This window comes from Candidatus Eisenbacteria bacterium (assembly GCA_018831195.1).
Lineage (GTDB): Bacteria > Eisenbacteria > RBG-16-71-46 > CAIMUX01 > JAHJDP01 > JAHJDP01.
Genome location: JAHJDP010000107.1, coordinates 1 through 19,841 on the forward strand (window position 1 = coordinate 1; position 19,841 = coordinate 19,841).

Below are 19,841 nucleotides of genomic sequence, written 5' to 3' on the forward strand. Positions count from 1 at the left end.
ACGCTGTCAGGGTAGACCAGCTGCATCTCAACCGTACGCTCCAGATTATTCTGCATCAGTAGCGTCGGATCTCCGTCCCACTGATCCCGCAATGTCAAGGCTGTCGTCAGTTTGCTGTCGATCGTCAATAACTCCGTGCTCGTTGCGGCGTCGGAAGCGACCCTTACCCCGGTGCCGTCGCGCAGGATGGCAAACAGGTAATAGCTGCCATCGGCGGGTGTGCCGCCCGGAGAATTTTTAAACGACCATACCGCCGTGCCGGCCGTCGGAGTGGCGCTGCCGGCGGGAACGCATAATTTCGCTGTTGATGTATCAAAAGTTCCCGTTGCGCCAAAGTAAAAATCAACCCATCCGCCATCCGGCGCATTCTGCGTCGTATAGCTGATGGTATAAGAAGAGGCTGGTGGGAAGCTGTTGGGTAATGCGCTCGCACCGGTGAATGTTAATGTCACCGAGGGTACAGGCGCGGCTTCATACTTCACGACCTTGTTCCGGGATCCATCAGCGACATAAATGTCCAATTCGGTCCCGTTATCCACCAAATCAATAGCCTCAGCTTGGGCATAGTATCCGAAACCGTTGCCCATGGTTCCAAAACCCGTGCTGTATTCCGGCGGCGTGGATCCACCATTCAGGGCTTCGGTATCTTCATAAACCAAGATCCGATGATTGGATTGATCTACAACAGCAATAAAGACATCGCCGCTGGCATCATCCTCAACATCGATATCCCAAGGTGAACTGAGCTTTTCAGAAACTTCGACCCCAAAATTCCATTCCGTTACATATTCAATATAGGCTGGAATCTGCAGCGCGGGGTCTTCCGGATGGAAGGCCAGCTTCTGGATTCGATCATTGCCCGTGTCCACAACATACACGTCGAACTGGCCCAAACCGCTGTTCCAGCGGGCGCAAATGGAGCGCGGGTCGCTGAACTGGCCGGGGCCGTCGCCGGAGGTGCCGTAACGGAGAACATCGGGTGTGGTTGTGTAATTGAATCGAAGAGAAGTTGCTGTCGGCGGGATCATACCGTGAATCCCGTCGCCAAAGGTGATCTGACCCGTCTGCCAATCAACCTCGAAAACACGATCGGCCGGACCGGCGGTCAGAACATTATTGTACCGTGTCCACGTCACCGGCGTCCCGTCGGGATCCGCCGTGATCGTGTTCAAAGACCCCTCCTTGATCGGAGCCGTCAGGGTCCATGTCACCCAGTTGATCGGCACCGTACCCGGGGTCACCACGTCATATTCGACATCCGCCACCGCGCCGACAAGACCCGCACCCGCAGGCTGGGCCGTCATTGTCCGCGCATCGCCGGGGAGCTGATCGCCCGCCCAGTTAAAGTTTCCAACCTCGACAACCTTGATCCGGTTTGCGCCCGCATCGGCGATAAAGGCGTAGTGATTCACCACCGACGCCGTCGTCGCCCAGTCATAATTGGCCGCGGCGGGAGCCACAGCGGGGGGATCCGCGGAGATGCCCGGGACGACCAATAGGGGATCGGCGAGGTTTGCCCATGCCGTCGATGTCACCAAAGTCCGGCCTGTCGTCAGGTCCAGAATGAGCGTGTTGCCCGCGCCATCAACCGTCGCACGATAGGTATGACCGGTCACCTGGTTCGGGTCGGTGATTGACGCAGCAGCGTCCGCCCAGAACGTCGCGCCGCCGCCGACGGCCGCCTGGGATGCAATAGTGCTCGCCCCGCTCCACGCCACATAGACATCGGTGGGATTTGTTAAAACATCGTCATACGCTTCCTGATATGACTCAACACCGGCCGCCGTCACCGTATAAACAAAGAATTCCTCGTTTTGATTTGTGCTGTTATCCGCTTCATCAATGACAAAGATGTCGTCGGATGTGGCGGTGTTTTCATTCGCCGCCACCACAATCGAACTCAGCGCCTCGAAACTGGTAGGACCGCCGGTCGCTTCATCAATCTCAACCGTCGCCACCGTAACGCCGGAGGAGTTCCCATAGTCCAAATCACCCAGACCGAATGCCGCCGTGCCACCGCCTTGATAATCCGTCACAAGGTAACGGACCTCGAAGGACGACGTCGCCGTCAGTGAGTTCGTGGGTAGTACAATTTCAGGAGCATTGCTTACATCATCGTAATCAATGGTATAAACCTGGTCGGCCGCCGTGAATCCCGACACATCGGCGACCCAGGTCCAGGTGACACCTCCAATCATGACAACTTCAGATCCCGGAATCACCCAGTTCGTCGCCGGGTCTGCATATTCCGCCAGGATAATCTGGTTCGAATCCCATTCCTGCGCGGCCGGAGTCACACCGAGGGCCTGAAAGGTGAAGCTGGCGGACCTGTCATAGATATAGGTCGCATTGGCCTCAAATCCCTGGATCCGGTCATTACCGCTGTCCAGTGAATAGACCATCTTCCGACCGTCCGCCGCATAGCGCGCGCCAACGCCGGTAGGTCCCTGGAAGGGTATTTCCGATACCGTGGCATCGACCCTCTGTGCGAGATTCACCTCGTTGATGACGTTATAGGTTGGTCCCTCCCATTCCAGAACGGCGATATATGCCGTATAGGTAAGACCCGCCTGGACCGGCTGTATCAGAACCCCCATGACAAGCCCCAGTGTGAGCCCGATGGCTATAAGCTTGAGCTTCGCTTCCATTAGATTCATCTCCCCTCTATTAGATCAAAACAGCCAAGCGAACCCCGGGTCTCCCTTGGGATTGCGCTCCTATAACCATCCGTTGGCGTTCTGCTTCAGGCAGTTGAGGACCCCCGACCCCCTTCCTGGAAGTCGGCTCTTCATTTCATGCAGGATGTTTATTGTTCACCAGCATTGACATCCCTCTCACTATTGAAATAGCGCCAAGACAGACTGTGAGTTGTAATTCGCCTGAGCCAGCATCGAGGTCGCCGTCTGCTGAAGGATCTGCATCTTTGTCAGATTCAGCTGCTCCATAGCCATGTCAGCGTTCATCAGCCGGTCAAAGGCCGCTTCGGTGTTTACCTGTGCAATTGAAATGTTATCCTCTTTCATCGTCATACGGTTGACCATCGACCCGATACGCGCCAAGGCCGTGGTCACCGCATCCAGCCCCGTATCTACCTCATCCAGATAGGTCGTATAATTGGTGCTGTCGATGATCGAGTCTTCCGTCAGCGCCACGAGCTGACCCATGCCCAGACTTGCCGGTGCATAATCTTGTGTCTGCCAAATCGTGGCGTTTCTCTCACCCGTTTGAAAACTGAAGGTCGCGGAACCGCTCAGCAGCGTCACACCGCTGAACTTGGTTTGCTCAGCAATGTCTTGTATTTCTTCCACAAATTGTACAAGCTGCTTGCTGATCGCCTGCCGCTCGGAATCACCCAACGTATCGTTGGCGGCCATCTCGATTTTCTCCGAAAGAGTAACCATGATATCGTTGATCGAAATCAACCCTCCTTCAGCCACCTCTAACAGGTTCTTTGCAGTTCCAATATTGTTATAGATGGCTTCAAAGATATGACTCCTGTTTTCCAATTTTGATGAGAGAATATAACCTGCCGGATCATCATAGGCATTGTTGATCCTTTTGCCGGTTGCCAGCCTCAGCTGGCTCCTTCCAACGTCTCTGTTCACTTCCCTGAGGGCCCGAATCATCATCAGACCCTGTATATTGCTCCGAATCCGAGTTAGATCTGGAGTAGCCATTTCCTGAGTTCCCTCCTCCTTGATGGACATTCACCGAAGTGAATGCGGGGTTCCTTCCCACAAGGATGAGCAGCGTAACAATTGCCGCCCAACCCGTCCGTTATAAACACTCGGTAGAAAACTTACCGATATTAACAAAATATTTACCGACCACTTCACCGCATAATTCAGGTCTTATGTTTCCGCTTCTTGAACAACTGGGCCACATCTCTTAGGGTCTTGCTTGGTAGACCTTCCGCTCTCTGGTTTTCCTGTTGGATCCGTTCGTAGACCTCTTCGCGGTGAACCGCTACATCAGGCGGCGCCGTAATCCCCAATTTGACTTGGCTGCCACGGACTTCCAGGATCATGATCTTGACCTTGTCCCCTATGCGAATAACCTCGCCTTGTTTTCGCGTCAGGATGAGCATGAATCTTTTCCCCCCAAACTTTCTTCCTGTATGAGCGCCGTTGCCTGACTCAGGAAAGGGGCCCGCAGGGACAAGGATGGATTGTAAAGCACGATCTGTTTGGCGATATTCCGCCGCGGATTAAAAACGATGGGGCCTTTCAGATTGGCCGTCGGAGGACTGTTGTCTCCCGCCGTGACAATGACAAAGATCCGGATCGGGTCATCCGGACCCAATTCCAGAACCTGCCGGTCTTCTAGTGTCAACGAAACCTCATATTCCCCTTCAAAGAAGAGGCTCGGATCTATCAAAATAAACCCGAGACCGTCCTCGATATCGGAAATAAGCCAATAGAAAGGCTGTGTATCCTCAATTTGTGTCAAAAGATATTTATTTCGCTCTTCGAATCCGAGAAGACCGTCAGGAAATTTGTATTCCTGAGCGCCGGCCAGTTCCAAACTCTCTTGCTGAAATTCCGCTAGGCTCATACAAATCACCTTAGAAAATCCAGTAGGCTCAAATCAAAGATGCGCGCACTTGCTGCTAATGTTGCTTCTAGAACGGCGGTTTGTTCCTGTATCTTCATTGCCGCTTCCGTCATGTCGAGGTCTTCATGGCGTGATCGGATGGCTTCTGATTCAACACGTTTTGTATCTAACACATCTTCCATGTCGAACAGCCGATTCACTTGAACTCCGACAACAGCTTGCTGTGTCTGATGCTGTGACAAATGATCCTGAAACACGTCAATGAAGTTCCGAATACCGTCCCCATCGTCTGCCTTCAAACGGTCCCGAAGAGAAAGGATATCCTGGAAAGTCTCTCCATCTTTCCCAAACACATCGGCAGCCGTCACACCCAACGTTAGTTCTTGGCCGGTGCCGAAATAGAATGATCGCGCCTCGGAATCCGCAGAGGTCATTGCCACCGATTCGATCTCACCCTGCTCTCCCCGCCCCAAATCGACAGGAGCCGATTTTGAGGCTTTACCGCCAAAGAGCCTGACCCCGTTCCACTCCGTGTTTGCCAGATCGAAGAGCTCCTCCATATAGGCCTCCAACTCCACCGCCAAGGCATTACGAGAATCAGCTCCCATCCCATCTTGGGCGCCGCGATAAATAATCGTCGAAATCTTGTCAAAAACATCGTTCATCAGATCCAGATGGGCTTCCTGTGTTTCAAGAAAGGAACGAACGGTGAGCAACTTATCCATTCCCGATTCCGCGACCCGAACATCATGTCTCGCCCGCAAAATCGGCGTGACGGCTGCGGGATCATCAGATGGGTTTAGGACCCGCCGACTGGTCGCCATGCGGGCCTGTAAATCCGCCAAGCTGGCGGCATTATTCTGAATGGCCGACAATGGAATCTGATAGCTTGAATGTGTCGAAATCCTCACAATGAGTCTCCTTTAGATCGACAACAGGTCACTTAGCATGTCATCCGCTGTTGAAAAAACCCGGGCCGCCGCTTGAAATGCTCTTTCCGTCATAACCAGATGCATCATTTCTTCGTCGAGATTGACACCGGTGATGGCCTCCCGTTGGGCTTCCAGAGACTCTACGAAGCGGGCCGAGGCCTCCGTTTCCTCTTCTCCGCGCCGGCTCAATGTCCCCACGCGCCCCACCCAGGTCGTCCAATAGTCGCTGGGCGTTGACCCGGAAAGGCCGGGCAATGGAGAATCCTGCAAAGAGGCGATGGCGACACTTATGTCATTTTCCCCTGGATCTCTGGTCGTACCGGCATTGACACGGGTCGGGTCCAAAAGAATGTCATCAGAAACTTGGATATTCCCGGCAGTGGTGCCACTGAAGAAAGCGATTCCATCTGGTCCCATTGAATGAAGTCGATTTACTTCTTGGACTAGAGCAAGGGCAAGATTGTCAAGCTTCCCGCTGATGTCCGGGATAACCTCATCATGCAATTGTAGAATTCCACCGAACTCACCACCGGAAATATGAATTTGGCGCCCGTTTGCGAAGACTTGACTCGCGATACCATTGGCGCTGGTTTCACGCCGTGTTTCCAATGCAACCGCCCCGGTATCTCCAACCAATTGGACACCATCCATACTGATGAGAAGAACACCGTCCTCCCTTTCTTGCGCCACCGCGCCCGTGATGGATGCAACCTCTTCCATCAACCGATCCCGTTGATCTCTGAGATCCGGCGCTTGATCCCCTCTGACTTGCGAATTCCTTACCGTCGCATTGAGTTCCGCAATTTGGGAAAGCTTTTGATTCAGTGAATTGACACCCTGTTCAAGGCGAAAATCTAAGTCTTCTTGGAGCGTTTTCATCCCTTTGGAAAGATTCTGGAAGCGGTCACTGAGCCTTTCCCCTTCCTGCACCAATACATAACGCAAGCCGTCACTCTCGGGTTGATTCGCCAATTCAGTCCAATCATCAAAAAAGGCATCCATGACGGCGCCCAACCCGTTATCAGACGGTTCGCCGACCAGGGCTTCCAGACGCTGCAGATCTTGCTGCCAGACCGACCATTGGTTGTTTAGCGATTTTTGCCGGCTGATCTCCCGATCAAGGTAGGCGTTTCTCCTGCGGCTGATCTGGGCGACTTCAACACCGGTCCCGAATGTTAATGTCCCTTCACGGATAGCAGGAGTTGGAGACAACTCGGCCACCCGGCGGGAATACCCGGGAGTACTCACATTGGCAATATTGTGACCGATGACGGCCAGGGTCTCCTGGTGTGCCATCAGTGACCTTTGGGCGATGCTAAGACTACGGATTAAACCCGACATGGCTCACATCCCCTATAGTTAGGCACGCCGATCCAGTATGGACGGTGGCGTTTTGGCATCCGGCCGGTGACCTGAAGGACCGTACTCGGGCGGATTTAATACAGCGTCGATGAGAGTGCGTCCCAGTCCTTCGACACAGACCAAGGATTTTTCAGCAAGAAGGGCGTTAACTCTCTGAATCTTTCCCAATTGTTGAGCCATTGTGCGGCATGTCTCGCCCAGATTTTGAAGCTCTTCCCGGGCTTGATGGTCGAGATGCGGCAATAGATCAGAGAGGGAACTATTAGCGGATGGGATTTTAAAATGCGCCGTGAGTTCAACAACGACATCTCGGCGTTTCTGTTCCCACACCTTCAATTCGTCGAGACAGCCGACCTGTTGATCCAGGGCTTTGATAAGCCCTTCTGATTTTCCGGCCACGAGAGCATCTTGAACATTCCCCGCGTAGATAAGGAATGTTTTCAATTGCCCGATCTCGGTCTGGAGAATTGATATTAGCCGGCGAACCCTATCCGTAGGGATCATACTGATCGCCTCCTTGCGACGGTTAACCTCACTTTGACCCATCGGAAAGCGGATGGGATATCTGAAGCTGAAACCGTGTGTGGAAAACGCACTCCCCGCATATAAGGCGGATGGTGATATCGATGAGTGCAAAGGCCTCCTATCGGGTCATCCGCTTTTTGTATCCAGGCTGTCTTAGCGTCTGCCTTGAGGGACTGCTTGAAGGACCCTTCAAGGGATGTTTCAAAATGAGACGCCCTGATGGAGGCCCTCTATATATTGGAGAAATTCTTACAACCGGATAAGGATTGCGCTCTAAGGGATCTCCCTTTTGTGGCCGAAATTTGACCCAGCAGATCTTTGTGCGATTTTCAGTTTGCAGGAGATCTCTGCGATTCAAGCGGAGGGGATACCGATCATGATAACATTAAGACGGTTCGGATCCGACATTCCACAGCACTGATCCGCCCAATGATGAAGGAGCGGGAGGCTTGCCTATGAATTTTGAAATCAAAGCAACGGATGACCTTACTTTTGGAAAGCCCTTTATAGAGAGTATTCAGGACCTTTTCCATACAATGTTTATGGAAGAGATAAGGGTCGACTCCATTGTATCGGGTACGGATCCCGTAACAACCCGGGCGGTAACAGCTGTCATCGGTTTATCAGGAGCCGTTCGCGGTACTGTTGCGATATACTTCCCGGATTATATTGCCTGCCATTTGGCAGGGCGTCTTCTTGGGATGGAATTAAACACAATTGATGAGACAGTTTCGGACGCCGTAGCTGAAATCGTAAATATTGTCGCTGGCGGCGCCAAAGGAAGAATCGCGAGCGATCAGATTCGGCAGGTTGATTTGGGATTACCGACGGTCGTCGTTGGTACTGATTATACCGTCCAGTACCCCGCGGGGAGCCGCCGCGCTACCGTTGCTCTCAGCGGGAACTTCGGTGAATTCAGCATGGCAATCACCTACAAGGAATTGATCGGAGAAGGGAGCTACGGCAAATGAGAGTTCTGATTGTGGACGATTCAGCCGTCATGCGGAGAATTCTGGGAAATGCCATGTCTCAGATCGGTGCAACCGTGATCACCCAGGCTGCAGACGGGCGCGAAGCTGTTGAAGCCGCAAATAGGGCTGATTTTGATCTCGTCCTTATGGATTGGAACATGCCCAACCTGTCGGGATTCGATGCACTTAAAGAGATACGCGCCAACGGGAAAAAAATGCCTATTATCATGGTCACGACCGAAGCGGAGAAAGCCCGGGTCATCGACGCGGTCCGCGCCGGCGCCAACAACTATATTATTAAGCCCTTTACTCTCCCAGGTGTGACGGCAAAAATCAAGGATACGCTCGAAAGGGCCCGTGCGGCCTAGGCCGGAACCTTACAACCAGGAATTTTAAAGGGATCATTGGAACCATCAGAATATCCGGAGATCGGCGCACAGACGGTCTTCGGATATTTTCACTTGATCAAATTGAATTACCGAGACTCCCGGGAAACGAGGATGTAGTAGCCCCCTCTGGATCTGCGGCATCAAACCGGCTTTTCAATTCCAAAACATCTTTTATATATGCCTTTGTGGATGGATAGGGCGGCACTCCGTCATACTCCTCGACGCGGCGGGGACCGGCATGATAGGCGGCCAGAGCCAGTTGAGGTTTCTGAAAGCGCTGTAAAAGATTTTTTATATACCGCGCGCCGCCGCGCAAATTATCTAGTGGATTCAGCGGATCCAAGACACCCATATCCTTCGCTGTGCCCGGCATCAACTGCATCAAACCCTGAGCGCCCTTTGAGGAGACCGCGTCGCTTCGACCCGTTGATTCCCGCATGACGATAGCCCGAATCAGATTAGCCGGTAAATCCAACTCACCGGATACTTTTTGAATCAGGGAATCGATCGGTTTCAATGCTGTTTTCTCGGAACGAATCGATTCCAAAGCGGCGGTGTTTCGCACAGCAGTATGATCCGCGGGTGATGCCGTTGGTTTCTGTGATGGATGGAGCGCTTCCTCAATCGTCTTCTTTCGACTGATTTCAGGAGGCGCCTCCCTGGAATCCTTCTGTACCAGATCCAACTGAGGGCGTCGTTCTATTGCGAAACCGGATGCGGAAGGCGGCATCGCGTTTTCATTATCCGAGACCCAGAGTCCGGAGGGGAAAAGATCCATTCTCTCAGCCATCTGGTGGGCCACGGGATCCAGCCAGAGGCTGCTCAAGAGGTCGCTATGCGCCCCCAATCCACCCGTCGATTTTTCCCCTGAAAGAGAAGATTCCAGAGGACGGAGAAGTTCCTTGAACAATAAGGCTTCGAAAGAATCGATCGCCTTCTGCATGGAAGCCGGCGAGTTCAACTGACTTCCAGAGTCCGAAATTCCAATGCTCTTCGTGATGGGGGAGCATGAATTCGCCGGCGCCTGATTGAGTGGGAAATATTTCACACCTGGGACCGGTAACTTGCCGGGCGTTATGGGGTTGATCGGAGGCATCAGGATCAAACCGCTCTACAACACCACAAGCTCGGCCTGAAGAGCGCCCGCCGCCTTCAGCGCTTGGAATATTGAGATGACGTCACGGGACGAAAGTCCCATGGCGTTCAAGGCCCGGGCCAATTCACCCAATGTTGCTGCGCCGCCCAGCACTGTGAAGGCGCTGATCTCATTACCCACCGAAATATCCGATTCGGAAACAACCGTTGTTTCCCCGCCGGAGAAAGCGCCGGGTTGGCTGACATAGGGTTGATTCCGCACTTCTATATTGAGGTTTCCCTGTGATATGGCGACCGGTTGAAGTGTCACACCCGCTCCGGCGACGATCGTTCCGGTTCGCTCATTGATCACAACTCGAGCCGACACGCCGGGTATGACGCGGAGATTTTCCAACTCAGCAACAAAGTGAACAGCGGATTGACCACTCGGGATCCGCGATATGACGGTCCCGGCATCTTCCGCATTGGCCAGGTCTCCATTGGCATCGCCAAGGGAGCTGTTGATGGCCTCAACAAGCCGGCGGGCGGTTGAGAAGTCGGGTCTGTGGAGAAGAATCTTCAAAGAATCCCCCGAAGAAAGTATAACCGGCACCGTCTTCTCGACGATAGCGCCGTTGGGGATTCTTCCGACGGTAAGATGATTGGACAGAACCTGGCTGCCGCTTGGAGCCCCAGCGCCGTAACCGCCGAGAGTGACCGCGCCTTGGGCGACGGCATAAACCAGGCCATCCGCCGCAAGCAGAGGGGTCTGAAGCAGAATCCCGCCCATGAGGCTGGACGCATCACCAATAGAAGAAATAGTGACATCCAACTCCCCCCCTTCGCGGAAAAAGGGAGGCAATGTCGCCGTAACCATGACGGCGGCGACGTTCCGCACCGACATATCATCCTTGGATATTGTTATTCCCATCCCTTCAAGGACATTGGCCAGGGATTGGATTGTGAAACCGGTCCCCGAACGGTCTCCGGTGCCGTCGAGACCCATGACCAAACCATAGCCGGTGAGCTGGTTATTCCTCACACCTTCAATCCTGGCCAGGTCCTTGATCCGCACACCGACATCCTGTCCTTGACTCATACCGGGCATCAGAAGCAGGCAAAGAATTAAGTAGAGAACCGAACTCCATCGATTCTTTTGCCCTCCCATTTCTTCTATTAAGTTTCGTATCATCATTTCAGCCTAGAAGATCCAGCCCAGGATCCTGGAAAAGATCCCCCGGTGAGCCGTATGCCGACCGACACCTTTGCCTTTGTAAGAAATCTGTGCGTCGGCCAAATAGGTGGAAAGCACAATATTGTCGGCTCCGATATCATCCGGGCGGACAACACCCCGTAGCGTTAAATGATCAATTTCTCCGTTCAACTCTATCTGCCGTGTCGCCTCCAGAACCAGATTCCCATTGGGTAAAACACTGACAACCTGGGCCGTCACTTTGGCCCTCAAATCACCGGTTATCGAATTATTCCCCTGGCCATCCATTTTATCCTCAAATCCCATCCCACCACTATAGAGGGGTATGAAATCCAGGATTTCTTCCCAGGGACTGCCGGTTACTTCCAATTCATTTTTCTTCGAACTGCGGAGGGTCGTCTTATTCGTGCCCTGAGCCGATTCCACGATATGGACGGTGACTAAATCGCCCACGCGGCCGGCTTTACGGTTTGCATACAATGACACTCGATCTGAATTGTACAAGGATGTCGCCGCGGCAGACTGTAATCCGGGACCCAAGAAGATCAACGCCCAGAGGACCGGCAGATATCGATTCCTGCATATCACGGCAGCAAGACCTCCAATGTTCCATCTTCAAGAACCCGCGCCCGGCACTCCTTCCGTGCGTCGGTAACCCGGACCCGAATGATATCCCCGGCGCACCCATCCTCGCGGACTTCAGCCACCGTCGAGATTTCCATCATTGCCGAGCGGTATCTTATGGGGATTTTTTGCCCCCGTTGGACCACGGGCGGTTCTTCAATAAGTTCCAGCGTGAGAATCCGCGTCGATCCGATGCCGTGACGGGCTCTCATTCCGACCGGGCTCTTAAAACGGATCTCCTCTTTCTGATGTGTATGCCGCAGCCACTCCCGCCGGACATCCTCTATAGTGAGAATCTCGCCCGGCGCAATAGCACGAGCCGAGATCCAAACCGAGTCGGTCCTGGTTACATCGACGGTGAGAACCCTCTGGATTTCCCGGTCTCCATCCGAAATCCGCATTTGGAAATAATTCCGTCCCATCTGGATTTTTTCCGTCGGATTCAAATTCAAAATCGCGCCATCGGGAAGATCAAGCTCGCTCGGGCTGAAGGTAAATGAGTAAGGACCCGTGCCCAATGATTCCTGGATCAAATGTTCCACCTGCTGCGAGAGGACTCCCATTGATTGACCGCCGAGCGCCCTGGAACCGAGAACCATGATAAGGACGATCCCCAGTCCCATCATGACCGCAACGATTCTTCGGCCGGATTGGAATCGTTTTCGCCCACCAGACGGCATTAGATTCTCCTCAGATTGTTGACGATTGAGAGCATCTCATCCGCTGATTGAACAGCTTTCGAGTTCAATTCAAAGGCCCTTTGCGCCATGATGAGGGCGACCATCTCCTCCACGACTTGGACATTCGATCTTTCCAGGGATCCCTGGATCGTCCGCCCCAGACCCAGCTCCTCCGGTGCGCCAACGACAGGATCACCGGCGGCGGCGCTCGCCTGCAATAAATTCCCCCCCTGCCCCTCCAATGCTCCCGGGTTGAGAAAACGGGCTAATAGGATCTGTCCCAGTTCAGCCGGTGTCGTGCTTCCCGCCGTTTGAGCTATAACGCGGCCGTCTGTGGTAATGGCAACACTGGTGGAATCCTGTGGCAGAGTAATTTCAGGTTCGAGGACGTACCCGCTGGCATTCACGAGCCGCCCTTCAGAATCGACTTTGAGGGCTCCATCGCGTGAATAGGCGATGGTGCCATCGGGTTGCACAAATTGTAGAAAGCCTTCTCCTTGTATAATGAGATCCAACGGATTGTTTGTTGTCTCGGACTCACCCTGGGAGAAGAGCCGTTCCGTCGCGACAACGTGGCTTCCATGGCCTATCTCCAAGGGATTGGGAGAGCCGGATTCGCCGGCTTGGCCGGTGGCGGGGCGAAGCTTCTCATAAAGGAGATCTTCGAAGGCCATTCGAATCCGCTTGAAGCCTGTGGTGTTCACATTGGCCAAATTATGGGCGATTGTGTCCATCGACATCTGTTGCGCCAACATTCCAGAAGCCGCTGTTCGGAGACCTCGAATCATAATTGATCCTCTCCTCTATTGCATGGCCCAGCGCATCAAACCGTCTAATGATTGATCCTGGGCTTGAAAGGCCTTCTGATTCGCTTCGAGAAAACGTAGAATCGTGATCATTTCAGTCATGGTATGTATAGGTGAGACATTGGAGCCTTCCAGACGCCCCTGGACAACCTGAAGGCCGGAGGCCTCCTCGGGTTCCGCATCACTCGAGAGCAAGCCTCCCCCGGCATGGCTCAACGATGTGGGATCCTTGAATTGCACCAATCGCAACCGGCCGGCCGATTGACCGTCGACCAGGACCTCACCCGAGGATTCGACGACCACCTGTGACGCACTCGAGACCATGATCGGTCCGCTCTCCGTTTGAAGCTCGGCCCCACCATAGGTTTGGATTGTGCCGTCCGGTCCCAGAAAGAAATCACCCGAACGCGTATACTTCTCTCCCTCTTCCGTGGCGACGGTGAAGTACCCGTGGCCGATAAGCGCAAGATGCAGGGGTTCGCCTGTTGTTTCGAGGGCCCCCGGTGTTTCATCAACCTGCATCGTGAGGCTCGCGCCGGATGCCTCCGTCAGGGAGCCGGTTTGAGCGGTGAGAAGATTGTGAAAGGCGGTGCGATCCGCCCTAAAACCGGAGACGGAGGAATTGGCGAGATTATTGGCAAGGACCTGTTGAAGGGTCAGAGCGGGGCGAATGGCCGATCCTGAGATCACTAAACCACGCATAAGAAAGCCCCCTTCTATTAAGGTCATCCAATTGATCCGCCCGGGGACCCAAGGGATCCCCGGATGGATCCTGGGACTTCCTGTCCCAGGGTGTGGTCAGGAAGGCGATCGGCACCGTTGTGGATTCCGAGAAGGAGGCCAGTCCCAAACCCATCCTCCACTGGTAACGGACCGCCTGGCGACACCTGACGACCGTTTCACTATGCAGAGGGCGTGCCAACTTGGGTGATATTACACAGGGCATTTTGCAACTGATGGATAGATTTGCCGTTACAGCGATAGTTCTTCCTCCGCCACCAAAGACGCCCCTCCTCGACGCACCGAATGAACCTCCAAGTGGGCAACTTTTGATATCTGGAGAGGAAAAGTTTGCCACTCGGCTGAAAGAAAAATGACCATTTGACCCTAAAACCATGATCTTTGATTGTCAGCACTTCATTTGACCCGTAATCTATCTGTGCCGAGGGCAGGGGATAACGGCCGCATAGAATTTCTCTTCTTGGAACATCATCCGACCCACGGGGGTGGAGCATGGCGGTCTCATTTCGATCTCTTCACTCCCTCTTTGTTCCTCTCGCGATCCTCACGATCGGAGCTCAGATCTTTTCTTTGGACCGCCTCGCCCAGGAGCCGCTTCTGGGACTCAGTGACAGAGAGGGAATTATCCAGGTCATTCATAAGGGAGGGCCCGCGGAGAAGGCCGGGCTTCGAGGGGGTGACCAAATCCTGGCCGTCGACGGAACGAGGGTTCGATTTCCCTACAGCGCCTCCGATCTCCTTAAAAGGGAGGGGGCCCGGCCCCACATACTTTACCTCCGTCGCGGAGCTGCGGGGCTGACGCTCGAACTCACTCCGAACCCGCCCCAGAAAGAGGATGTTGCATGGAATCTCACAATGGCGGGAATCGTGCTCGGCACTCTCTTGATGGGCCTAATCGTCTACCTCAAGAAACAGCGCTCCGTCACTTTAACATTTTTTGGCATCTGTTATGGAATAGGTATCCTTATACTCCCTCCTCACTTGCCACGTCAAGAGACGGTCCTGCTCATTAATGCGGTCCTAACGGATTTGGTTTCAGCCTTTCTCCCGGCCCTCTTTGTCCATTTTTTCCTGCTCTTCCCCGCTCGAAGATCGATCCTGGCCCGGAACCCTTTTCTGGTCTGGATCCTCTATCTACCCTCATTCACACTCTTTGGCCTCGCCCAAATCACTCATCATGTTCAATACTTTCTGGATATCGATACCATAAGATTGTCCATTGCCCTCGGGATGGCGGCCGACATCCTCTTTATGACCGGAATCGCCCTCTCATTGGGCCTTTTTATTCATGCTTTCCGCCGGATGAAGATTCCATCGCTACGCCGCCGGATTCATGTCACTTTCATCGGCACTCTATTGGGAATCACGCCGACTCTGATCGTCTATTCGCTTCACACCGCCCTGCCCGGGCATACCATTCCCGGGGATCGGTGGGCTGTCGTCACCTTTATCTTCATCCCAGCCTCTTTTGGCTATGCGATTATCCGGCATGGCGTTTTTGAAATTGATCGCCTCATCCGGCGGAGTCTCGCCGTGACGCTGCTCATCGCCCTCGTGGTGATTATCTACTTCGGAATTTATACAATCCTTCAGGGCTCCCTGCCGAAACTAACCGGAACGCCGGGACTGACACCGAGTCTCGTGGCTCTGATCCTCGTTCTCGTGCTCTTCAGCCCGATCCGTGGTCGTTTCCAAAGGCTTTTGGATCGCGACCTTCCCCTCTCCCCGGCCTCTTCCGATCGAACCGCCATGGAGTTCGGCCGCAGGATACGCTCTGTCACAATCTGGGAGGAATTAGTAGCAGAAATTGTAGATGGGTTGTCTCAGCACCTGAATGCCCGATCCGGACTCCTCTTCCTCCCCGACGCTGATGGAAATCGGCTCAAGTTGTCCTATGCCAGTGGCATAAAACTCGGTCTGCTCGGCAGATTCAATCTCAGCGTCCGGGTCCTACAGGCGGTCAGCAGCCTTGGCAGCTCGATCGTCCGGGATGATTTGGATGCCGAACTACCATTTGGCTGGCTCGATGAAAAGGATCGTTTGGCTTTGGATCAGGCGGATTCGCGTCTCCTGGTCGCGCTTCAGGGCAAGGACCGGCCGTTGGGTTTGATCCTCCTCGGTCCCAGAATGGACGGTGGATCATATGAGGGATGGCAGCTCGGTTTTCTTGACGACCTAGCCGAGCAGGGCGCCGTGGCCCTCGAGAACGCCCTTTTCCACCGGGAAGCGGTTCGTGAGGTGAAGCTAAAAAACGATTTGGAAATCGCCCACTCGCTTCAAAGCAGTCTTCTACCACGCTGCCCCCCGGTGATTCCCAACGCGGAGTTGTCCGGAAAAACCATTCCATGCCAGGATGTCGGCGGCGATTACTACGACTTTCTGACGCCGGATCCGGAACACCTCATCCTGAGTTTAGGGGATGTATCCGGCAAAGGCGTTCCCGGCGCCCTGCTGATGGCCAATTTGCAGGCCATTTTCCGCGCCGAAGCATCACACACATTCGATCCCGTGCAACTGCTTCAGAGGGTAAACCGGAGAGTTTGTGAAATCAGGCGGCCGGACCGCTTCATTTCACTTTTTTGTGCAACCTATGAGATTTCATCAAGGGTCCTGCGGTATGCATCCGCGGGCCATCCCCCCGCGCTGGTCATGCTGAAGGACGGCACAATGAGGCGATTGGATCTCTCCGGCCTTCTCCTCGGCATTCAACCCGATGCCGAATACTATGAGGGGCGGATTTCACTTTCTTCCGGGGATCTTCTCCTGAGCTACAGTGACGGCGCGATCGAGCGGGAAGGTCCCATGGGAATGCTGGGTGAAGAGGGAATGGTAAAAGCTTTGTCACGTCATAGGCAATTATCCGCCAGAGACCTCTTAAACCGTCTCTTTGACGAAATCCGTTATCACTCGGCCCAGCCGCTCCAAGATGACACGACCTTGTTAATCTTAAAAGCACTGTAACCGCTTGCCGTTTAAAGACAAATCGGATCTGCTTTTTGCGAAAATACCGTGTGTAACAGAGCCATTCGCACGAAAAAAATAAAAAAAGCCTTTCCCCCTCAAGTTAGGCTCGCATTCTGCAGATAATTGTAATGGGAAGTCGGGAGGTGTGGAGTCATCGGGGTATCGTTTGATTCCCAGGGTTGGCGACAGGGGGATCGGCCAATCTTCCTCGTCGCCTCAATAACAGGAGGGAGAGGGGGCTCGACATGATTTGGGTAGCCCTACTCGTGGGAGTTCTGTTCGATCTTTTCTGGTGGCTGAGACGTTAGGATGGCTTCCGTTTTATAATGATCGAGGTCATGAGTTAAGATCACAAAAGAGTCGCCATCGTCCCGCACCCACGGCGGGCCGGTACGACAGGAGGTTTGGATTCAGTGGAAACAATAACACTGCGCCTCCTGGGCACCGCGGTTCCAGGGGGCGCATCTCAATTCCCAAAAATTCCTCATAACGCCTGATTCTAATGTTTAATATGAAATACCTTGGGGTTCTTCTTCAGCGGCGGGAACCGTGAAAGTATAAGCACCTTCGGAGTCTATCGCAACAACCGGCGGCATCCCCGTTCGTACAAAACTCTCGTATCCCTCCTGGAGATTCCGCCAAAATCTCAGAAGTTCGCTGCGTTGATCTTCCCCCCCCGGTTCCTGGACCATGGCGGCATAGGGCCCGGATCCGCTCAATAGGGCCTGCTGCAGCCATTCCATACCTGAGGAATCCATATGCGCCGGGAAAATATGAACCGGGATCTGCCCCTGTCCCATATTACGCGCTTCCACGGCCGCAATATAGAGTTCCTTGATATAGCTATCCGTCATGGCCAGGCATCCAATGCTGAGACAGCTTCCATGAATAAAAATATCTCCACCCGGGGAGTTCTGATCGCTGAAGAAGCCGTCGGATAGATTCGGATAATCCAATCCCAAAGCGAGATGGAAGCGGCTGGCTGGATTGAAACAATTAATTTTATAAAAGCCCTCAGGCACCTGCATATCACCTTCGCGGCGTTTCGGCCCCAGTCCGCCTGAGTGGGCGCAAATTTCGTATTCGCGAACCTTGAGGTACGGATCATTGGGTTCCGATTGTGTCCATAGCTCGAGAAGACCCTCGGCTTTGATAACACGCATATAGATTCCGGTGGGCGGGAAAGAGGCTTTCTGTTGATCAAAAAATGTCTTTATGACACCGAGCTTTTCCTGATAGGCGACCCGGACCCGTGGGAAGCAGATTTGTTCATCTTTAAAGGACCGGCCGGCCACTCTCTTCACCCCCCGCAAGAAGACATGTTGAACAGATGCATACGAATTAACCGCCGTTTCGGCGGAAAGCTATCCAGAAATTATAAAACGCGACGGCTCAGGCGGCGCCTCAGAATAAAAAGAGTCCCAATCCACCGACAAGAATACAATACACCCCAAATAAGGCCAAGTCACCCTTCCTTAACAGCCGCAGCAGGACGGCGATCGCTGAATACCCCGAAACCGCGGCCATGGTAAAACCGGCCGCCAGAGATCCCAAACCGCCGGTGGATACGGTGCCGGCCAGTTCGGGGAGACTCACGATCATCGCCCCCAAAATCGCCGGAATGGAGAGGAGGAAACTGAATCGGGCGGCTTCCCGGGCATCCACCCCGAGCATAAGCCCCGAAGTGATTGTGGAGCCGGATCGGGAGACGCCCGGCAGGAGAGCGATGGCTTGAAAAATTCCGATGAGGATCGCTGAAGGAGGCCGGACACCGGCCTTCCCACGGCGGAACCACCGGGATGACGCCATGAAGACCCCGGTGCACAGAAGACAAAGCGCCGCGGAGCGTGGGTATTGGAAGGCTTCCTCGATGTGGGACCTTAAGAGGAATCCCGCCACCACGACCGGTAACGTGCCGAGCAGCAACAGACCGGTATAAACGGCCTCCGAGCGCCCCTCCCCACCACGGGTGGCGATCCAGCGCATAACCCCGCCCACCAAGCGCACCAGATCCGACCTATAGTAAATAATGACGGCCAGAAGTGTTCCCAAATGTAAAACGACTTCGAGTGCTACTCCCGGCTCCTCGATACCAAGAAGTCTTTGGGCAAAAACAAGGTGCCCGGAACTGCTGACCGGCAGAAATTCCGTGAGCCCCTGCAGAAGCCCCAGAAGCATCGTCTCCCATGTCGTTGGGTTAAACATGATGGCTATCTCCCGAGAGCCGGAGAAAGTTCCTGCAGAAAGCGGGTCAGCTTCGCGGTTCCATCCGTCAGATCCTCGGATTCCATGAGGATCTCCAGCAAGCGCGCGCCGAGAACAACGCCATCAACATCGGCCTTAATCGATCGTATATCCATTGCCGATCGCACTCCGAAACCGCAAACAATGGGAAGATCGGTATGATCACGGACGAGGCCGACTTGCCGGTCTAGATTGTCGGCAAAACCCCGGCCGTGCCCCGTGACCCCGGTTCGGGTCAAACAATATACAAAGCCTGAAGCCCTGGATAGTATCCGGGGCAAACGCGCGGGTGGAGTCGTCGGCGCAACAAGCGTGATACATTTCAATCCCGATTCATGGGCTAATTCCCAGAAATGAGGTCTTTCATCAACCGGGAGATCTGAAACAAGAAGCCCATCGACTCCGGCCGCGACGGCATCTGAAAAGAAGGCCTGCTCCCCATAGGCCAGCAAGGGATTTAGATAGGTCATGAGGATAACCGGTATGGTGCTTTCGCGCCGCAACTCGCCGACCAAACCCAATATTGATTTGACCGTGACGCCCGCCGCGAGCGCTTTCTGTGAGGCCGCCTGAATCGTCGGACCATCGGCAATCGGATCGGAGTAGGGAATTCCGAGCTCTAACAGATCGGCGCCCCCCTTTTCCAGAGCTTTAACAATGAATAGAGTCTTATCGGGCTGAGGGTATCCCCCGGTCATGAAGGGAATGAGAGCGCGCCTTCCTGCGTCACGAGCGGCTTCAAAGGCCCTGGCGATCCGGCCG

General features: G+C 53.9%; 19 protein-coding genes. 3 read left to right on the forward strand and 16 right to left on the reverse strand.

Annotation, left to right across the window (positions count from 1 at the left end; translation table 11 throughout):
* The 7 genes from KJ970_18605 to KJ970_18635 form a co-directional block, all read right to left on the reverse strand.
* The coding region (locus KJ970_18605; GenBank protein ID MBU2692933.1) for a hypothetical protein at window positions 1-2,648 on the reverse strand (2,648 nt) is incomplete at its 3' end.
* Between the two features lie 189 nt (window positions 2,649-2,837).
* The gene (locus tag KJ970_18610; protein MBU2692934.1) at window positions 2,838-3,677 is read right to left on the reverse strand and encodes a flagellin; all 840 of its coding nucleotides are present in this window, start codon (window positions 3,675-3,677) and stop codon (window positions 2,838-2,840) included.
* 167 nt (window positions 3,678-3,844) lie between these two features.
* Window positions 3,845-4,087, reverse strand: coding sequence for a carbon storage regulator CsrA (csrA, locus tag KJ970_18615; protein ID MBU2692935.1), 243 nt, complete (start codon window positions 4,085-4,087; stop codon window positions 3,845-3,847).
* Window positions 4,075-4,554 carry a flagellar assembly protein FliW gene (locus KJ970_18620; protein ID MBU2692936.1) on the reverse strand — a complete coding sequence of 160 codons (480 nt, stop codon included), beginning with the start codon at window positions 4,552-4,554 and terminating at the stop codon, window positions 4,075-4,077. The genes csrA and KJ970_18620 overlap by 13 nt, the downstream gene beginning before the upstream one ends.
* A gap of 5 nt (window positions 4,555-4,559) precedes the next feature.
* Entirely contained in the window at window positions 4,560-5,465 is a 906-nt protein-coding gene (locus tag KJ970_18625; protein ID MBU2692937.1) for a hypothetical protein, read from the reverse strand.
* Window positions 5,466-5,477: 12 nt separating this feature from the next.
* Complete coding sequence (gene flgK, locus KJ970_18630; protein ID MBU2692938.1) at window positions 5,478-6,827, reverse strand: flagellar hook-associated protein FlgK; 1,350 nt, start codon at window positions 6,825-6,827, stop codon at window positions 5,478-5,480.
* Window positions 6,828-6,845: 18 nt separating this feature from the next.
* Window positions 6,846-7,352 (reverse strand): flagellar protein FlgN, encoded by a 507-nt coding sequence (locus tag KJ970_18635; protein ID MBU2692939.1) that lies wholly within the window; start codon window positions 7,350-7,352, stop codon window positions 6,846-6,848.
* A gap of 476 nt (window positions 7,353-7,828) precedes the next feature.
* On the opposite strand from KJ970_18635, the gene KJ970_18640 reads away from it, so the two are divergent.
* Both KJ970_18640 and KJ970_18645 read left to right on the forward strand, forming a co-directional pair.
* A complete protein-coding gene (locus tag KJ970_18640) occupies window positions 7,829-8,344 on the forward strand; it encodes a chemotaxis protein CheX (GenBank protein MBU2692940.1) in 516 nt (171 codons plus the stop codon).
* Complete coding sequence (locus tag KJ970_18645; GenBank protein ID MBU2692941.1) at window positions 8,341-8,712, forward strand: response regulator; 372 nt, start codon at window positions 8,341-8,343, stop codon at window positions 8,710-8,712. The genes KJ970_18640 and KJ970_18645 overlap by 4 nt, the downstream gene beginning before the upstream one ends.
* Window positions 8,713-8,809: 97 nt before the next feature.
* On the opposite strand, the gene KJ970_18650 is transcribed toward KJ970_18645, so the two are convergent.
* The 6 genes from KJ970_18650 to KJ970_18675 all read right to left on the reverse strand — a co-directional run bounded on the left by KJ970_18650 (window position 8,810) and on the right by KJ970_18675 (window position 13,832).
* Window positions 8,810-9,676, reverse strand: a complete 867-nt coding sequence (locus tag KJ970_18650; protein MBU2692942.1) for a lytic transglycosylase domain-containing protein — start codon at window positions 9,674-9,676, stop codon at window positions 8,810-8,812.
* Between the two features lie 168 nt (window positions 9,677-9,844).
* The gene (locus tag KJ970_18655; GenBank protein ID MBU2692943.1) at window positions 9,845-10,975 is read right to left on the reverse strand and encodes a flagellar basal body P-ring protein FlgI; all 1,131 of its coding nucleotides are present in this window, start codon (window positions 10,973-10,975) and stop codon (window positions 9,845-9,847) included.
* A gap of 33 nt (window positions 10,976-11,008) precedes the next feature.
* Complete coding sequence (locus tag KJ970_18660) at window positions 11,009-11,608, reverse strand: flagellar basal body L-ring protein FlgH (GenBank protein ID MBU2692944.1); 600 nt, start codon at window positions 11,606-11,608, stop codon at window positions 11,009-11,011.
* Window positions 11,605-12,324, reverse strand: a complete 720-nt coding sequence (gene flgA / locus KJ970_18665; GenBank protein MBU2692945.1) for a flagellar basal body P-ring formation chaperone FlgA — start codon at window positions 12,322-12,324, stop codon at window positions 11,605-11,607. The genes KJ970_18660 and flgA overlap by 4 nt, the downstream gene beginning before the upstream one ends.
* Complete coding sequence (gene flgG / locus KJ970_18670) at window positions 12,324-13,112, reverse strand: flagellar basal-body rod protein FlgG (GenBank protein MBU2692946.1); 789 nt, start codon at window positions 13,110-13,112, stop codon at window positions 12,324-12,326. The genes flgA and flgG overlap by 1 nt, the downstream gene beginning before the upstream one ends.
* Before the next feature lie 15 nt (window positions 13,113-13,127).
* Window positions 13,128-13,832 carry a flagellar hook-basal body complex protein gene (locus tag KJ970_18675; protein ID MBU2692947.1) on the reverse strand — a complete coding sequence of 235 codons (705 nt, stop codon included), beginning with the start codon at window positions 13,830-13,832 and terminating at the stop codon, window positions 13,128-13,130.
* A 531-nt stretch (window positions 13,833-14,363) separates the two neighbouring features.
* On the opposite strand from KJ970_18675, the gene KJ970_18680 reads away from it, so the two are divergent.
* Entirely contained in the window at window positions 14,364-16,832 is a 2,469-nt protein-coding gene (locus KJ970_18680) for a SpoIIE family protein phosphatase (protein ID MBU2692948.1), read from the forward strand.
* 509 nt (window positions 16,833-17,341) lie between these two features.
* Here KJ970_18680 and KJ970_18685 read toward each other — a convergent pair.
* The 3 genes from KJ970_18685 to trpA all read right to left on the reverse strand — a co-directional run bounded on the left by KJ970_18685 (window position 17,342) and on the right by trpA (window position 19,777).
* Entirely contained in the window at window positions 17,342-18,130 is a 789-nt protein-coding gene (locus KJ970_18685) for a L,D-transpeptidase family protein (protein ID MBU2692949.1), read from the reverse strand.
* Between the two features lie 109 nt (window positions 18,131-18,239).
* A complete protein-coding gene (gene uppP, locus KJ970_18690) occupies window positions 18,240-19,040 on the reverse strand; it encodes an undecaprenyl-diphosphatase UppP (GenBank protein ID MBU2692950.1) in 801 nt (266 codons plus the stop codon).
* 5 nt (window positions 19,041-19,045) lie between these two features.
* Window positions 19,046-19,777 carry a tryptophan synthase subunit alpha gene (gene trpA / locus KJ970_18695; GenBank protein ID MBU2692951.1) on the reverse strand — a complete coding sequence of 244 codons (732 nt, stop codon included), beginning with the start codon at window positions 19,775-19,777 and terminating at the stop codon, window positions 19,046-19,048.
* Between the last annotated feature and the right edge of the window lie 64 nt (window positions 19,778-19,841).

Excerpts from the sequence above, each read along its gene's own strand:
- flgA (MBU2692945.1), bottom strand. The coding sequence starts at position 12,324 with ATGCCGTCTGGTGGGCGAAAACGATTCCAATCCGGCCGAAGAATCGTT.
- KJ970_18635 (MBU2692939.1), bottom strand. The coding sequence starts at position 7,352 with ATGATCCCTACGGATAGGGTTCGCCGGCTAATATCAATTCTCCAGACC.
- KJ970_18655 (MBU2692943.1), bottom strand. The coding sequence starts at position 10,975 with ATGGGAGGGCAAAAGAATCGATGGAGTTCGGTTCTCTACTTAATTCTT.
- KJ970_18675 (MBU2692947.1), bottom strand. The coding sequence starts at position 13,832 with ATGCGTGGTTTAGTGATCTCAGGATCGGCCATTCGCCCCGCTCTGACC.
- trpA (MBU2692951.1), bottom strand. The coding sequence starts at position 19,777 with ATGACCGGGGGATACCCTCAGCCCGATAAGACTCTATTCATTGTTAAA.
- KJ970_18650 (MBU2692942.1), bottom strand. The coding sequence starts at position 9,676 with ATGCAGAAGGCGATCGATTCTTTCGAAGCCTTATTGTTCAAGGAACTT.
- KJ970_18640 (MBU2692940.1), top strand. The coding sequence starts at position 7,829 with ATGAATTTTGAAATCAAAGCAACGGATGACCTTACTTTTGGAAAGCCC.
- uppP (MBU2692950.1), bottom strand. The coding sequence starts at position 19,040 with ATGTTTAACCCAACGACATGGGAGACGATGCTTCTGGGGCTTCTGCAG.
- flgK (MBU2692938.1), bottom strand. The coding sequence starts at position 6,827 with ATGTCGGGTTTAATCCGTAGTCTTAGCATCGCCCAAAGGTCACTGATG.
- csrA (MBU2692935.1), bottom strand. The coding sequence starts at position 4,087 with ATGCTCATCCTGACGCGAAAACAAGGCGAGGTTATTCGCATAGGGGAC.
- KJ970_18620 (MBU2692936.1), bottom strand. The coding sequence starts at position 4,554 with ATGAGCCTAGCGGAATTTCAGCAAGAGAGTTTGGAACTGGCCGGCGCT.
- KJ970_18645 (MBU2692941.1), top strand. The coding sequence starts at position 8,341 with ATGAGAGTTCTGATTGTGGACGATTCAGCCGTCATGCGGAGAATTCTG.
- KJ970_18610 (MBU2692934.1), bottom strand. The coding sequence starts at position 3,677 with ATGGCTACTCCAGATCTAACTCGGATTCGGAGCAATATACAGGGTCTG.
- flgG (MBU2692946.1), bottom strand. The coding sequence starts at position 13,112 with ATGATTCGAGGTCTCCGAACAGCGGCTTCTGGAATGTTGGCGCAACAG.
- KJ970_18680 (MBU2692948.1), top strand. The coding sequence starts at position 14,364 with ATGGCGGTCTCATTTCGATCTCTTCACTCCCTCTTTGTTCCTCTCGCG.